The sequence below is a fragment of the Salinicola acroporae genome (genome assembly GCF_003206615.1).
Taxonomy (GTDB): Bacteria; Pseudomonadota; Gammaproteobacteria; order Pseudomonadales; family Halomonadaceae; genus Salinicola; species Salinicola acroporae.
The window spans coordinates 335,423-349,332 of sequence record NZ_PZJW01000004.1 but is presented as its reverse complement, the minus strand read 5'-3'; the positions used below and the strand labels follow the sequence as shown (position 1 = coordinate 349,332).

Sequence of the window (13,910 nt, the reverse complement as noted above, 5' to 3'; positions counted from 1 at the left end):
AGTGCGCGCCGACGGGAAACGTCGGGCGCGGAAAACGGTGCCGCCAATCATGCGCAAAAACCGCACAAACCGAAACCGTCGTCGATCGTCTACAGCAGCCTGTCCAGCGTGATCGGCAGATCGCGAACACGCTTTCCGCAGGCGTTGTAGACCGCATTGGCCACCGCCGCGCCGACGCCGGTAATGCCGATCTCGCCGACGCCGTGGGACCCCATGGGCGTGTGCGGGTCGGGAATATCGGTCCACATCACCTCGATCTCCGGCACGTCCATCTGCACCGGCACGTGGTAATCGGCCAGGCTGGGGTTCATCACCCGGCCACTGCGCGCATCGAACAGCGTCTCCTCCATCAGCGCCATCCCGAGGCCCATGATCATGCCGCCGCGGAACTGGCTCGCCGCCGTCTTGGCGTTGAGAATCCGGCCGCAGTCGAATGACCCGAGCAGGCGGCGGACGCGCACCTCGCCGGTGACCGCGCTCACCCCCGCCTCGCAGAAGATCGTGCCGAAGGAGTGCATCGACCAGTTGCCGAGTTCTTGCGATTCGGCGGCGTTCGCCTCCGCGGAGAGTTCGCTGCGACCGGCGGACGCCAGGATCTGGCGATAGCTCTCGAAGCGCGAGCCATCGCCGATGGCGCCGATGCCTTCGTCCCGGCATTCGATCTCGTCCGGCGAAAGACCGGACAACGGCGAGTGCTCATCCACCAGCGACAGCAGTTCCGCGACCAGCGCTCGCTGCGCCGCGATCACCGCGCCGCCGATCGCCGCCGTCTGCTGCGAGCCACCCGCCAGCACGCTTCCGGCCAGTCGCGAATCGCCATACCGAAAAGCGATCTTCTCCACCGGCAGACCTAGCCGTGCGGCGGCGACCTGGGTCTGCACCGTCGCCGTGCCCATCCCCATCTCATGGGCGGCGATGCCCACGGTCGCGCCGTCGGGCGTGAGCGTGATGCTGGCCGCAGCCCCGGGCATGCGCATGTAGGGATAGGTGGCCGTGGCGCAGCCCATGCCGATCTGCCACTCGCCGTCGTGCCGGCCAGCGGGCGTCGCGCTGCGCTCGGACCAGCCGAAGCGCTCGGCTCCCGCACGAGCCGCTTCCAGCAATTGACGCGAGGAGAATGCCAGGCCGCTGGTGGGATCACGCTCCGGCTCGTTGCGCGCCCTCAGTTCGAGCGGGTCCATGCCGAGCTGGTCGGCCAGCTCGTCGAGGGCCGACTCCAGCGCGAAAGTGCCCACCGACTCGCCCGGCGCACGCATGAAGGTGTTGGCCAGCATGTGCATGTCCGCGACATCGATCGACAACCGGATATGGTCGGCCGCGTACAGGCACTTGGTCGCCTGGAAGAAGGGTTCGGGCAGGTTGTTGTGGCGAGTCATCGCCGCGACTCCCGAGTGGATCAGTGCCTGCAGCCTGCCCCGGTCGTCCGCCCCCAGGGCGACCCGCTGCTCGGTGCAGGCCCGCCCGCCGACCAATCGGTAGACGCCCTCGCGAGACAGCGCCAGCCGTACCGGGCGACCCGCGAGCTTCGCCGCCGCCGCGGCCAGGATCTGATGCTGCCACAGTGTCTTGCCACCGAAGCCGCCCCCCACGAACGGCGACGTGATGTGAATCCGCGAGATGTCGATGCCGAACACCTCGGCCAGCGATGCCACGGCCAGATCGACGCACTGGGAGGCATCGTGAATTCGCAGCGTTTCGCCCTCGCCCTCTGCCTCGTTCACCCACGCCAGCGTCAGCGCGTGGGGCTCGATGGCATTGTGATTGTGGCGTGGGGTGGTATAGGTGGCGTCGACCCTGTAGGCGGCGGCTGCCAGGGCTGAATCGGCATCACCCACGCGGATCTCGGCCGGCCCGCCGAGCACGTTGTCCGGCTGGCGCGCCTGGGTCTTGGCGATCGCGAAATCGGTCATCGCCGGTTCGGCCGCGTAATCCACGCGGATACTCTCGGCGGCGGCATCGGCCTGTTCCTGGGTTTCGGCTAGGACCAGCGCCACCGGCTGGCCGTTCCAGTGGACGCGATCGGTCTGCATGATCGGATGATCGTCGCCGGCGGCGCCGTTGGGGGCGCGCAGGAACACAGGCGGGGTATTGAGCCGCGGTGCGTTCTGGTGCGTCATCACCAGCGCCACGCCGTCCAAGGACTCGGCGTCGCGGGTATCGATCCCGACGATGCGGCCGTTGGCGATGGTGCTGCAGACCAGTGCGGCGTAGAGCATGCCGTCGAAGCGGAACTCGCCGGCGAAGCGCGCGCCGCCGGTGACCTTGTCCGCCCCGTCGACACGCGACAACGGCGCGCCGATCCCGCTTCGCCCCTTCTCGCCCAAGGGATCCGGCCGCCCCTCCGGACGCCAGTAGTCGCCGGCCAGGGCGACGCCCGCGGGTTGGGTATCGCCCGACCGTCCTGTATCGAGAGCACTCATGCGTCACCTCCATTACGCGCGTCCGAGAGACGCTGCGACAGTTCCGCGATCATCAGTCGCCGCGCCAGCTCGACCTTGAAGGTATTGCCGGGCAGCGGCCGGGCAGCGGCCAGCTCGGCATCGACGGCGGCGGCGAGCGTCGCCGCGGTGGCCGGCTGGCCCCGCAGCGCCGCTTCCGCCTGCCAGGCCCGCCACGGTTTCGTCCCCACGCCGCCCAGCGCCAGGCGCGTATCGGCGATGATGTCTCCGTCGAGCTCGACCATGGACGCCACCGATACCAGCGCAAAGGCATAACTGGCGCGGTCTCGCACCTTGCGGTACTGGGAATGCACCGCCATCGCCAACGGCGGCACCTCCACCGCGACGATCAGCTCCTCGGGTTGCAGTTCGGTCTCGAGATCCGGACGCTCGCCCGGCTCGCGATGGAGTTCGGTGATCGCCAGTTGCCGATCACCAGCGGGTCCACGCAAATGAACCCGCGCATCGAGCGCCACCAGCGCCACCGCCATGTCCGAGGGGTGCGTGGCGATACAGGATGACGAGGTGCCGAAAATGGCGTGGTAGCGGTGAAAGCCCTCGAGCGCATCACAGCCCGCGCCCGGTTCGCGCTTGTTGCAGCGTGTCGCCGTGTCGTAGAAGTAAGCGCAGCGCGTCCGCTGCAGCAGGTTGCCGCCGACGGTCGCCATATTGCGGATCTGGGCGCTGGCGCCACTCAGGATCGCGCGGGCCAGCAGCGGGTAGCGGCGACGGACACGCGCATCGCCGGCCAGCGCCGCGTTGGTGGCGGCGGCACCGATGATCAGGCCGCCCCCATCGGTGTCGGTGATATCGCGGGACAATCGCGTCACGTCGATCAGGGTTCGCGGACGCTCCACGGTTTCGCGCATCAGATCGACCAGATTGGTGCCGCCGCCAAGATACTCCGCCTGCTGGCAACGCACGGCCTGCTCGATCGCCTGGGTGCCGTCGGCGGCCTGGTGATAGTCGAAGGCTCTCATCGCGCTATCTCCTCACCCAGCTCCTCGGCGAGCACCGCCGCAATCGCGTCGGCGATGCCGTTGTAGGCCCCGCAACGACACAGATTGCCACTCATCCGTTCGCGCAGCTCGTCACGCTGCCACTCGATCTGGCCCGCCGCCAGATCGGCCGTGACCGCACTCGGCAGGTCGCGTTCGAGTTCGCCGATCATGCCGACCGCCGAGCAGAGCTGGCCGGGGGTGCAGTAACCGCACTGGAATCCGTCGTGTTCGACGAACGCCGCCTGAACCGGATGCAGCTTGCCATGCTCGGCCAACCCCTCGACCGTGGTGATCTCCCGGCCCTGATATTGAACGGCAAGTGCCAGGCAGGCGTTGATGCGCTCCCCGTCGACCAGCACGGTGCAGGCACCACAGGCGCCCTGGTTGCAGCCCTTCTTGGTGCCGCTGAGCTGGAACTGCTCGCGCAGCAGATCGAGCAGTGACGTTCGGAAATCCACCTCGGCCTCCCGAACCTGGCCGTTGATCGTCCATTGCATATCGAGCCTCGAGTCACGGTTGTGTATCGTTATCGGATTGTCGTCAGGTCGTTGCTACGTGCGGATCGCGGGTGTTTATCGAGCGTAGCTCGCTTCCCGGTCTGGCAAGATCACTCTTTCGTGGCGGCCCGGTCAGACGATGCCGACTGCGCCTTGTCGGCCCCCCGGGTCGGAGATCGGGGAGCTCATGGGCAATGGCAGGGTCTCCAGCCGAATCGCCGTGCCCTGCAGCAGATCGGATAGCGCCTCGCCGCCGATCGCATCGAAGGAGGGAAAGCGGACGACGCGGGCCGCGCGCGCTCGGGCGAGCAGTGGCAGGAAGGCGAGAACCGGCCCCAGGGTGGCAAAGCGATAGGGTGAGGTCCGTCTTGCCCAAGGACAGCGACGGTCGGGCTCGGCGAGACATTCGACCGTGCCAATGGCGAGGACATCCAGCCGCCCGTATCGATCGTCGATCCAGGCTGCCGCCCGCTGCAGCGCACCGGCATCGCCGATCGACAAGGGCAGACCGACCACTTCGCCAACCGCCGCGTTCGGACCGGGCTGGGACGAAGGTCCGGCGGAAGCGGTCGACTCGTCCAGCAACAGCGTGGCATCGGCCCAACCCGATGCCAGCAAGGCCCCGAGTTCGCTATCGTCGAGCCCGAGACCCAGCGTGATACGTGAATCGGGTTCCATCCACTCTCTCCGGTCAGCCACGAAGGCGTCGGTTGACGCCGCTGTCGGCAACCCTAGTATTCTCCGCTATCCTACAAAATCCGCGACTTTATCCTACGTTTGAAAACCTCAGGCTCGGCCATCACCCCATGAGCGCATTCGATTCCCTTTCGCCCTCGCTGGGCGAGTTCCTGCGTGCCAAACGCGCCGACATCACGCCCGAGATGGCCGGTCTGCCGCCGGGTCGCCGTCGGCGTACGCCAGGCCTGCGCCGCGAGGAAGTGGCCAGCCGCGCCAGCATGGGTTCGGCCTGGTATACCGCCCTGGAGCAAGGCCGCGATGTGCAACCCTCCGATCGGGCCCTGGCCTGCCTGGCACGTGCGCTGATGATGAACGAAACCGAGCGCGAACATCTCTACGCGCTGGCCGGACGCCCGGCACCGCCGCGCGCCATCGACGGCGAATCGACGGTCAATCCGATCCTGCAGCGCCTGCTCGATCGTCTCGAACCGGAACCGGCCTACGTCATGGACGCCTACTGGGAAGTGGTCGCGTGGAATGATGCGGCCGCCGCGCTGTTCAGCATCGAGCGCCCCGGCGACAAGCATCCACGCAACAAGCTGTGTTGGATATTCACCCAGAAACGCGTGGAGACGCATCAGGCCGACTGGCTGAAATCCGCGCGCACCCTGGTGTCGATCTTTCGCAGCCAGGCCACCCGCTACGCCGACGACCCGCGCATGCGCCAACTGATCGACGACCTGCTCGAGGCGAGCGACACTTTCCGCGAACTCTGGGCCGAGCAGGGCGTGCTCGAACTCGGCAGCGGCCGCAAGGCGATGCGAATGCCCGACGGCACCGACCGCGAGTTCGACTACCTGCCGCTGCGGATTCCCGACCTGCCCGGCGCCTGCCTGATGATCTATCTGGGGGTGGAGTGAGCGCTCGGTCGACTTACGAGACTGTCTAGCGCCATCCCCTCCACCCGAGCCGGTCGCTAACGACATATCCCGAAGACAAGTCTCAACCGGCCTTTCCATTAACCATCGACTCACGACTCGCGCTAGAGTTCAGGCGTGGTAATCGTGAGTCCCCATCGCTGTTTCAGGAGAAAACATGGAGTTCACCCGGAAGAAGGGCTGTCGAATCGGTATCGTTGCGGCCGGCCTGCTGACACTGACGCTGGCCGGTTGTTCGGATTCGTCTTCGGACGCGGACGACGCCGCCGGCGGCCAGGCGTCATCGACGCCACAAGCAACGACTCAGGAACCGGCACAGGCCACCGCCGAGCGGCCGTCGGACGCGGGTGGCGCAACCCAGGGCGGGGATGGTTCCCAGATCACCCTCGATGCGCTGACAGCGTCGGATATCGACGAGGCCAACTTCTCGGGCGAGCTGGGCTGCCAGTTCTCGACCGCGCAAGCCTCGCCGCTGCTGGTCGCGAAGGGTAATGTCGACTCGTCATCGGCGGCGCAAGGGGTGGTCAAGGTCTCCGGCTACGTGGAGCGGGTCTCGGCACCAGGCGGGTTCGACGGCATGACCGGCAACCCGACTTTCGAGGGCAAGGGCAAGACCCTCCATATCGAGGTGACCGGCGAACCCAGCGGTGGTGGCGAGTCGCCCGCTCGGCCGGCAACGCTGACCTACGACCGCGCCGACGGCGCCCAGCGCACGCTGGAAGGCGAGTGGCAGTGCGGTCCTTGATGCCGAATGCGCCGGGGATCTGCCCGTCGACGTGATGATGGGCTGTTCGAAGGGATCGGCCGCCGTCAGTACCAGGCATCGCCCAGCGCGGCAACCGCCTCTGCGATCATCGCCTCGGGAGTGGCGCGTCGGCCGACCAGCCCTTCCAGATACACGAATTCCGGCGCGCGAATGCCTAGCGTACTCAGCACGGCTTCGAGATGCGGGGTGAGGAAATTGGGCTGTTTCGACTCTCCGGCGCGGTGAAAGCCACCGGAGCTGACGATGACGCTGGCGCGTCGCCAGGCGTTGCTGGCGTGGGCGAAGCGGCAAGAGGCCTGGATCATCGAGGATGACTACGACAGTGAGTACCGCTATCGCGGCCAACCCGTACCGGCATTGAAGAGTCTCGATGGCGACGAACGCGTGCTCTACACCGGCACGTTCAGCAAGGTGCTGTTTCCCGCTATCAAACTGGCCTATCTGGTGGTCCCCCGCGTCCAGGTCGCGACCTTCCGGCACGTCATGCGGGGCCTGGGCCATGGCTGCCCGACGCTGACTCAGGCGGTGGTCGCGGATTTCATCGACGAAGGCCATTTCGCCCGCCACCTCAAGCGGATGCGGGCGCTCTACAAAGAGCGTCGTGAAAATCTTCGCCAGGCGCTCGCGCATCATCTGGGCAACCGGATTCAGCTCGATCTACAAGCCGGCGGGATGCATCTGCTGGCCCGTCTTCCCGACGGCGTCGACGACGTGGCACTCGCGAATCGGGCCGCCAGCGCCGGGCTGGGTGGGCATGCACTGTCCGCCTGGTATCTGAGCTCGGCACGCCAGTCCGGGCTGTTGCTGAGCTTCACCAACGTCATCGATGCCGCCCACGCCGACGCGCTGGCCGCCCGGCTGGCCGCGCTCATGGGGTGATGCGGCGTGGGGCCTCTTGCCATGGCCTAGAAATCATCGCAGATCTTGGCTCTGTGCGACCTCCCACCTATATCCCATCCTGTCCCGGTATCTGGTTCGCATCTTCCCATCATCCACTACCCAGACAGGTGAACGACATGCAAGCCCGCGTGAATTACCACCAGACCTCTCCCAAGGCCGCGCAGCAGTACCTCGATTTCAGCATGGCACTGTCGCAGAGCGACGTGATCAAGGAGATCAAGCACCTGGTGACGCTGCGAGCGTCTCAGCTCAACGGCTGCGCCTTCTGCGTCGACATGCACGTCAAGGAGGCGAAAATCGACGGCGAACGCGAGCTGCGACTTCACCATGTCGCTATCTGGCGAGAATCGACACTATTCACCACGCGCGAACGTGCTGCCCTTGCCTGGACGGAAACGTTGACTCGGCTGCCCGAGCACGGGGTCGATGATGGCGCCTACGACAACGTGCGCAGCCACTTCTCCGAGGCGGAGCTCTCGGATCTGACCTTCCTGATCGTCGCCATCAACGGCTGGAATCGACTCAGCGTCGCGTTTCAGGCGATCCCCGGCTCCGCCGACAAGGCGTTCGGACTGGACAAGGCGGGACTGTGACCGGGCGCTACCGGGCCTGGCTCCGAGTACGCTGCGGGGTCAATGCACCACGTTGCGAATGAAGCGCAGTCGGCCAGTCCCATCGTTGCGATAGCGATAGGGCTGGTTACTCGGATAGACATGGAAGTCGCCGGCTTGGATGACGACGTCACCCGTTGCCAGCTCGAGCGTCAGCGCCCCTTCGATCACGACCAGCATCTCATGCCAGCCGTTGTCGTCGGCCACCGATTCGTAGATATCCCCCGGTTCGAGCGACCAGGACCAAAGCTCGACCTCCTGGCGGGCCGGCTTGCTCGCCAGCAGCCGCGCCCGGCTCTCTGGCGAGCGGCCGACCCAGGCCACCTCGTCGATGCGTGCGGAGTCTTCGCTGTCCGGCGGCTGGACCAGCGCGTAGAACAGCACGCCCAGCGCTTCGGCCAATCGATCCAGCGTGCTCAGACTGACGTTGACGTCGCCCTTTTCGATATTGACCAGCATGCGCCGGCTGACACCTGACCGCTCGGCCAGCGCCTGCTGGCTCAAAGATACCGCCTGCCGCAGGCGCCTGACATTGGCGGCGACATGCACCAGTACGTCGGGGCGCTCGTTAGAGTTGTGCAATATATTGCCCATCCGTACAATCGCGAATCTCGTCCATTGCCGCTCACCGCCAAGGCGGCAAGCGGTCACGTTTTGGCGAGTCATCATGCCGCAGACCTCGGGAGGTGTCATGTCAGTCGCCATGCGCGAATTCTTCGCCAGAGTCTGGCCGGTGGCCATGCTGATCGTGGCAATGTGCTCGATCCAGAGCGGCGCCTCCGTCGCCCAGTCGCTGTTCCCGGTCATCGGCGCCACCGGCACCACCTCGATTCGCCTGATCCTCGCCGCCCTGCTGCTGCTGCTCGTCATGCGACCCTGGCGTCGGCCGCTGAGCCGTCGCGCCTGGAAATCGACGCTCATCTACGGCGTCTCGCTGGGCGTCATGAACCTCCTCTTCTACCAGGCCTTGCGGACCGTGCCGCTAGGTATCGCGGTGGCGCTGGAGTTCACCGGGCCGCTGGCGGTGGCGATGCTCTCGTCGCGGCGCTGGCTGGATCTACTCTGGGTGGCCCTCGCGGTACTCGGTCTGATCTGCCTGCTGCTGCTGGGTGATGGCGGCAGCGGCCCGATCGATCCCTACGGCGCGGCCTGCGCCCTCGGCGCCGGCGTCTGCTGGGCACTCTATATCCTGTTCGGGCAGAAAGCGGGGGCGATCAATGGCGCCCAGAGCGCCACCCTCGGTATCACCATCGCCGCGGTGGTCATCGCCCCGGTGGGGTTGCTCGACGCGGGTACGGCCATCTTCGCGCCGGAGGTGCTGCCGTACGCACTGGCGGTGGCGATACTCTCCACCGCGCTGCCCTACACGCTGGAGATGATCGCCATGCCACGGCTGCCGACCCAGACCTTCGGCACCCTGATGAGTCTCGAGCCCGCAGTGGGCGCGCTCTCCGGCCTGCTGTTCCTGGGCCAGCTGTTGGGTACGCTGCAGTGGTTGGCGATCGGACTGGTGATTGCCGCCTCGATCGGCACCACGCTGACGATCCGGCGCCGCGACACCTTCGAGGCGCCGGTGCCGGATTGAAGGCCCCAGCGTTCCTGCGGCGAGGCCTGGACTGCACGAACGTTCCAGACCCCGGCGTCGCTTTCTGGCATGCTGCCAGGATCGAACCGGCGTAGCGCATCGATGGACAGCCGGACGGGAGGCTGCATGACATCGACGAACTGGATCGATCTGCGACAGGACCGCGATACCGGCATCGAGACGATCCGTGCCCACTTCGAGGGGCACGCCTACGATCCCCATTGGCACGACAGTTATCTGGTCGGCTTCACCGAGCAGGGCGTGCAGCAGTTCCACTGCCGCCGCGTTCGTCACGACAGCACACCCGGCCACCTGTTCTTCGTCGAGCCCGGCGAGATCCACGACGGCCATGCCCCGGCCGAGGGCGGTTTCACCTACGCCATGCTCTACCTCGATCCCGGCTGGCTGCAGCGTGAGCTGCGCCAGTTCGCGACCGCCGGCTCCGTTGCCGGCGAACCGGGCTTCGCCTCGACCCTGGTCGACGACACCCCATTGATCGCGAGCATCGCCCGCGCCTTCACGACCCTGCGTCAGTCGACGTCGCGGCTCGAACGCGACGATGCTCTCGACGCCCTGCTCCAGGGCCTTGTGCCGCACCTGGGCTGGCGCCGACGGCCGTTGACAGACCCGCGCCTGCCGCGTGCCGCCCGGCAAGCGCAGGAACTGCTGCATGCGAACTATGCCGAGGATATCGGCCTGCAGACGCTGGCCGAGCAGTGCGGCGTCGATCGCTTTCGGCTGACCCGCGCCTTCAAGTCGGCCTTCGGTCTGGCACCTCATGCCTATCTGGTGCAGTTGCGTCTGAGCCTCGCCCGCCAGCAGCTCGCAGCCGGCGAATCCCCCGCCTCGGTTGCCAGCCAGCTCGGCTTTGCCGATCAGAGCCACCTGGGGCGCTGGTTCCGGCGCGCCTATGGCCTGACGCCGGCGAGCTATCGCCAGCGCTGCGTCCGGGGCGGTTGAATCGGATTGAGGCTTCGGCGCGGGGCGCTGTCGAAGCGGCCTCGGGGCAAGTCTGGGGCGCGACTGCTCAAACCTTCCAGACCCTGGGTGACAACGGCGCAATAGTTGCGACTCCATGCTATTTCCGGAGTCGATCATGTCCGCCTGGTTACCATTCACCCTGTTCGCCTTCGTCGCCTCGATCACGCCGGGGCCGACCAACCTGCTGATACTCGCGCAGGGTTCGCGCCGGGGCTGGAAAAGTGCCCTCCCCGCCGTTTTCGGCGCCAGCGTGGCGGCGGCGGCGATCGTGCTGGCGGTGGGCCTGGGGCTATCACAGGCGCTGCTCGCCTATCCCCTCGTACGTCGACTGATGGCGGCGATCGGCGTGGCCTGGCTGAGCTGGCTGGCATGGCGGCTCTTTCGCAGCCCGCCACCGGAAGTCGAGGCTGGAAACGAGATATCCGTCGCGCCGGCCTTCGGGGCGCGCCAGGCCGCCGGCTTGCAGTTGGTCAATCCCAAGACCTGGATGATGGCGCTGTCGGTCGTCGGTGTCTTCGCCGACCCGGCCTCCCGCGCACTGGATATCGGTCTATTGGCCCTGACGTTCGGTGTCGTGGCCCTGCCCTGCCTGGCGCTGTGGGGGCTGGTAGGCAGCGGTGTCGCCACGCTGTTCCGGCATCCGCATCAGTGGCAATGGTTCAATCGCGCCCTGGCAGTGCTGCTGCTGACAGTGGCGTGGTGGAGCCTCCTGGTCACGGGCTGACCCGCTGTCGGCGTCGCGACGTCAACCATCGCTGCCGAGTCGCCGGCGGAGCTCCTCCGCCTCTCCGCGAAGCGCCTCGCAACGCGCCTTCATGGCCTGTCGCGTGGCGGGAACGGGAAGCGCTTCGAGATTGGCTTCGGCCCCGATCACCAACGCCTCCAGTGCCGCGCCGAGCATGGTGGCGCCGGCCAGCGTGTCGCTGCGCATCGCCGACGAGGTCAGCGGCAGCGCCTCGAGCGCCAGCACCAACCCCTCCCGGCATCGCTCGGCGGCGGCCAGCGGAATCCGGATCGAGGCCTCGCGAGCCTCATCAAGGGCCGAATCGCACGGATCCGATTCGGCGGCATCATCGTTCGATCGCCGTTGCGCCTGCAGATAGTCGTCGAATGCCGCGGCGTCATCGTCGACGGCCTCGGCCAGTGCCTGCTGCAACGCGTCTCCTTCGGCTATCAGACGACGGCGATGACGATCGGGTTCGGAGGATTCCCCCCGGTGCAATCGCAAGCCCTTGAGGATCAGCGCCAGGCCCAGGCAGCCGTTCAACGCCGCGGCAGTACCGCAACCCGGCGTGGACCGCGTTTCGACAGCGTGCTGGAAATCGGCGAGCGAGGCGTGCCAGAGCGAAGATGAGGTCGACATGGAGACTCCCGGAGAGGATCGCTGTCTCAGCATAGACGCCGCCATGGAAAGCGTGGCGATCCAGGGCGCGATGCGAGCCGAAGGTGGGTGACCGGGAGATGTTGTTAGGGGAAAACGGGAGGAAAGCACCATGGCGAAGCGGCCGGAGATCGTCTCAGGCCGCTTGGCGATGGCGCCCTCCCTCGGGCGACCGCCCTTTGCGGGAGTAGCTGCCCTTGCCTTTCTTCGGTTTCTGTTGCTGCTGTCGGAATCGGGGCGAGCGCAACGTCGCCTTTAGCGCGTTATCCCGAATGGGGTGTGATGCCATTTGACCTCCAGGTTCGTTCGACTTCACGGATGAGGGGCCACAGCTTAGGGCCTTGGCCAAGCGCTTGAAACCACCGGCTCGCGCCTGGCCCCACGGAAAAACCGGCTCGTCGTGGCCGCGCGGAGGATAGGAACGGGCCCTGGCAGTTGTCGGCCCGCTTTCAAGCGACACGAGCCACCAGATGCTCGTAGAGCACGGTAAAACCGATTCCGATCAGGACCAGCCCCCCCACGATTTCGGCCCGCTTGCCGATCAGCGATCCGATCGCGCGGCCCAGCATGATGCCGACGGTGACCATGAGCATCGTCGCCAGGCCGATCGCCGCCGCCGCCACGACGATGTTCACATCGGTAAAGGCCAGCGTCACGCCGACGGCCATGGCGTCGATGCTGGTGGCCAGCGCCGTGAGCGCCAGCAGCCAGCCCGATTTGCGCTCCGGCGCATTGCCGTCGTCCGCTTCGACCGGGACCGGCTTGAACCCTTCCCAGATCATGTGGGCACCGAGCGCCCCCAACAGCACGAAGGCGATCCAGTGGTCCCATTCGGACACGAACCGCGTGGCGGCCAAGCCGATAGCCCAGCCGATGACCGGCGTAATGGCCTCGACCGTTCCGAAAATGGCACCGATGCGCAGTGCCTCGGGGAACCGGGTGCGCCGGAGAGCCGCTCCCTTACCGACCGAAGCGGCGAAGGCGTCGGTCGACATGGCGAAAGCGAGTATGAACAGGGATGCAGGATTCATTGTTCGTTCCAGCCGGTGGTGTTGCCACGACATTCGCCGTACCCGACTCGTACCGCGAATGCCCATGGTCTCGCCAACCGGTCTCGGCGTCCGTGCCACGGCATTGCCGGGTGTGTTGACACGGACATCACGACCGCAAGGTCTTGCGGTCGTGATCGGCTACTCCCCAAGGAGGTCTCAGACTATAGCCACGAAAACGAAGAACGGCAATAAATTGTTGAATTCAAAGGAAAAAATTCACCCCGGTTAATTCATGTCGTCGATGTTAATCAAGTTAACGCCGGTTGGACTTTGATGACGAGGTTACGAGCCGGCACGGCAAGGTTGGCAGCGATCGTGACGAACCGGAGTGTAGTAGCGACGCTGCGACATCAAGTCGAAATGAGTCACTCCCGGTGACGCCATGGAGCGACATACGGATGAAAAATGTCTCGCTCTGCCGGCAGTTCAAGCCGAAAAATTCAGACAAAACTAATTCAGAAATATCTCAAAATAAGGGCGCATGAAAACCCGGCAGAAAAATTGCGCACTTTGATGCGCATCCGTCATCGAGCGGCGTCGAATCACGGGAATGGAGAAAGTGACACAGCGAATTGAAACGCTCATTTCAACGTAACGTGGGGTAATGAATGCATATCAGGAATCGATTGAACAGCCGTTCAATATAGATATTTTTCTTCTAAATTAGTAGGTTAATGAAATCAATTTGGCTTTCCTTCCGTTACTCTACAGCAACGCAAAACATCAAAGTTTTACTTCCAAGCCGTCGCATTGTCATTCGCAGCCAGTAGTCTGAATTGCGTTGGATCGCGTTCCCAAAGTTTGGTCGATATCGAGAACCCGGTCTGGCACCTCTTCAAACCGCTGGAATAGCGGACCTTGAATTTCACGCTACCAGGAGAAACACCATGGCTACGCCCGCAATCGATCCGTCAACTTCGAATGACAGCGCAGACTCTTCCATTGATCAGTTGAAGGCCGTGTTTGATCAGGCGATCGAGAAATCCGCTGAAATCACCAAGGTCACGACCGAGAAGAAGACCATGCTCGATGCGACCAAGCAGCGTCCGCAGAACTGATGCGGAGAAGTCGCGGGCGACTCT

The 13,910-nt window shown here is 65.3% G+C and carries 17 protein-coding genes; 8 read left to right on the top strand and 9 right to left on the bottom strand.

Annotated elements, in window-relative coordinates; all coding sequences use genetic code 11:
* Window positions 1–89 precede the first annotated feature (89 nt).
* The 4 genes from DOM54_RS07100 to DOM54_RS07085 form a co-directional block, all read right to left on the bottom strand.
* Window positions 90–2,420 carry a xanthine dehydrogenase family protein molybdopterin-binding subunit gene (locus DOM54_RS07100; RefSeq protein WP_110715648.1) on the bottom strand — a complete coding sequence of 777 codons (2,331 nt, stop codon included), beginning with the start codon at window positions 2,418–2,420 and terminating at the stop codon, window positions 90–92.
* Entirely contained in the window at window positions 2,417–3,418 is a 1,002-nt protein-coding gene (locus tag DOM54_RS07095) for an FAD binding domain-containing protein (protein ID WP_110715647.1), read from the bottom strand. The genes DOM54_RS07100 and DOM54_RS07095 overlap by 4 nt, the downstream gene beginning before the upstream one ends.
* Window positions 3,415–3,936 (bottom strand): 2Fe-2S iron-sulfur cluster-binding protein, encoded by a 522-nt coding sequence (locus tag DOM54_RS07090; RefSeq protein ID WP_110597628.1) that lies wholly within the window; start codon window positions 3,934–3,936, stop codon window positions 3,415–3,417. Before DOM54_RS07090 ends, DOM54_RS07095 begins: the two co-directional genes overlap by 4 nt.
* Before the next feature lie 132 nt (window positions 3,937–4,068).
* The gene (locus tag DOM54_RS07085) at window positions 4,069–4,614 is read right to left on the bottom strand and encodes a hypothetical protein (protein WP_110715646.1); all 546 of its coding nucleotides are present in this window, start codon (window positions 4,612–4,614) and stop codon (window positions 4,069–4,071) included.
* Window positions 4,615–4,742: 128 nt separating this feature from the next.
* Between DOM54_RS07085 and DOM54_RS07080 the strand changes: the two genes are divergently transcribed.
* Together DOM54_RS07080 and DOM54_RS07075 are read left to right on the top strand one after the other, a co-directional pair.
* Window positions 4,743–5,534, top strand: a complete 792-nt coding sequence (locus DOM54_RS07080; RefSeq protein WP_110715645.1) for a helix-turn-helix transcriptional regulator — start codon at window positions 4,743–4,745, stop codon at window positions 5,532–5,534.
* A gap of 175 nt (window positions 5,535–5,709) precedes the next feature.
* Window positions 5,710–6,297 (top strand): hypothetical protein, encoded by a 588-nt coding sequence (locus DOM54_RS07075; RefSeq protein WP_110715644.1) that lies wholly within the window; start codon window positions 5,710–5,712, stop codon window positions 6,295–6,297.
* A gap of 65 nt (window positions 6,298–6,362) precedes the next feature.
* On the opposite strand, the gene DOM54_RS20550 is transcribed toward DOM54_RS07075, so the two are convergent.
* Window positions 6,363–6,488 carry a hypothetical protein gene (locus tag DOM54_RS20550; protein ID WP_338067011.1) on the bottom strand — a complete coding sequence of 42 codons (126 nt, stop codon included), beginning with the start codon at window positions 6,486–6,488 and terminating at the stop codon, window positions 6,363–6,365.
* Window positions 6,489–6,561: 73 nt separating this feature from the next.
* On the opposite strand from DOM54_RS20550, the gene DOM54_RS07065 reads away from it, so the two are divergent.
* Window positions 6,562–7,197: an aminotransferase-like domain-containing protein gene (locus tag DOM54_RS07065; protein WP_110715642.1), complete on the top strand. Its 636-nt coding sequence runs from the start codon at window positions 6,562–6,564 to the stop codon at window positions 7,195–7,197.
* Between the two features lie 137 nt (window positions 7,198–7,334).
* Window positions 7,335–7,811 carry a carboxymuconolactone decarboxylase family protein gene (locus DOM54_RS07060; protein ID WP_110715641.1) on the top strand — a complete coding sequence of 159 codons (477 nt, stop codon included), beginning with the start codon at window positions 7,335–7,337 and terminating at the stop codon, window positions 7,809–7,811.
* Window positions 7,812–7,850: 39 nt separating this feature from the next.
* On the opposite strand, the gene DOM54_RS07055 is transcribed toward DOM54_RS07060, so the two are convergent.
* Window positions 7,851–8,411: a helix-turn-helix domain-containing protein gene (locus DOM54_RS07055; protein WP_240613801.1), complete on the bottom strand. Its 561-nt coding sequence runs from the start codon at window positions 8,409–8,411 to the stop codon at window positions 7,851–7,853.
* A gap of 109 nt (window positions 8,412–8,520) precedes the next feature.
* Between DOM54_RS07055 and rhtA the strand changes: the two genes are divergently transcribed.
* The 3 genes from rhtA to DOM54_RS07040 all read left to right on the top strand — a co-directional run bounded on the left by rhtA (window position 8,521) and on the right by DOM54_RS07040 (window position 11,119).
* Complete coding sequence (rhtA, locus tag DOM54_RS07050) at window positions 8,521–9,414, top strand: threonine/homoserine exporter RhtA (RefSeq protein ID WP_240613800.1); 894 nt, start codon at window positions 8,521–8,523, stop codon at window positions 9,412–9,414.
* Window positions 9,415–9,540: 126 nt separating this feature from the next.
* Window positions 9,541–10,374, top strand: a complete 834-nt coding sequence (locus tag DOM54_RS07045; protein WP_110715638.1) for an AraC family transcriptional regulator — start codon at window positions 9,541–9,543, stop codon at window positions 10,372–10,374.
* A gap of 136 nt (window positions 10,375–10,510) precedes the next feature.
* Window positions 10,511–11,119, top strand: a complete 609-nt coding sequence (locus tag DOM54_RS07040; protein WP_110715637.1) for a LysE family translocator — start codon at window positions 10,511–10,513, stop codon at window positions 11,117–11,119.
* Between the two features lie 21 nt (window positions 11,120–11,140).
* Here the strand turns inward: DOM54_RS07040 and DOM54_RS07035 are convergent, their stop codons facing one another.
* The 3 genes from DOM54_RS07035 to mntP form a co-directional block, all read right to left on the bottom strand.
* Complete coding sequence (locus tag DOM54_RS07035; protein ID WP_162619781.1) at window positions 11,141–11,758, bottom strand: cyclodeaminase/cyclohydrolase family protein; 618 nt, start codon at window positions 11,756–11,758, stop codon at window positions 11,141–11,143.
* A gap of 154 nt (window positions 11,759–11,912) precedes the next feature.
* Window positions 11,913–12,065, bottom strand: a complete 153-nt coding sequence (arfA, locus tag DOM54_RS07030) for an alternative ribosome rescue factor ArfA (RefSeq protein ID WP_110707039.1) — start codon at window positions 12,063–12,065, stop codon at window positions 11,913–11,915.
* Between the two features lie 160 nt (window positions 12,066–12,225).
* Window positions 12,226–12,807 (bottom strand): manganese efflux pump MntP, encoded by a 582-nt coding sequence (gene mntP / locus DOM54_RS07025; protein WP_110715635.1) that lies wholly within the window; start codon window positions 12,805–12,807, stop codon window positions 12,226–12,228.
* Window positions 12,808–13,715: 908 nt separating this feature from the next.
* Here mntP and DOM54_RS20180 point away from each other — a divergent pair.
* On the top strand, window positions 13,716–13,886 hold the full coding sequence (locus DOM54_RS20180; protein ID WP_167404610.1) for a hypothetical protein: 171 nt from the start codon (window positions 13,716–13,718) through the stop codon (window positions 13,884–13,886).
* Window positions 13,887–13,910 lie beyond the last annotated feature (24 nt).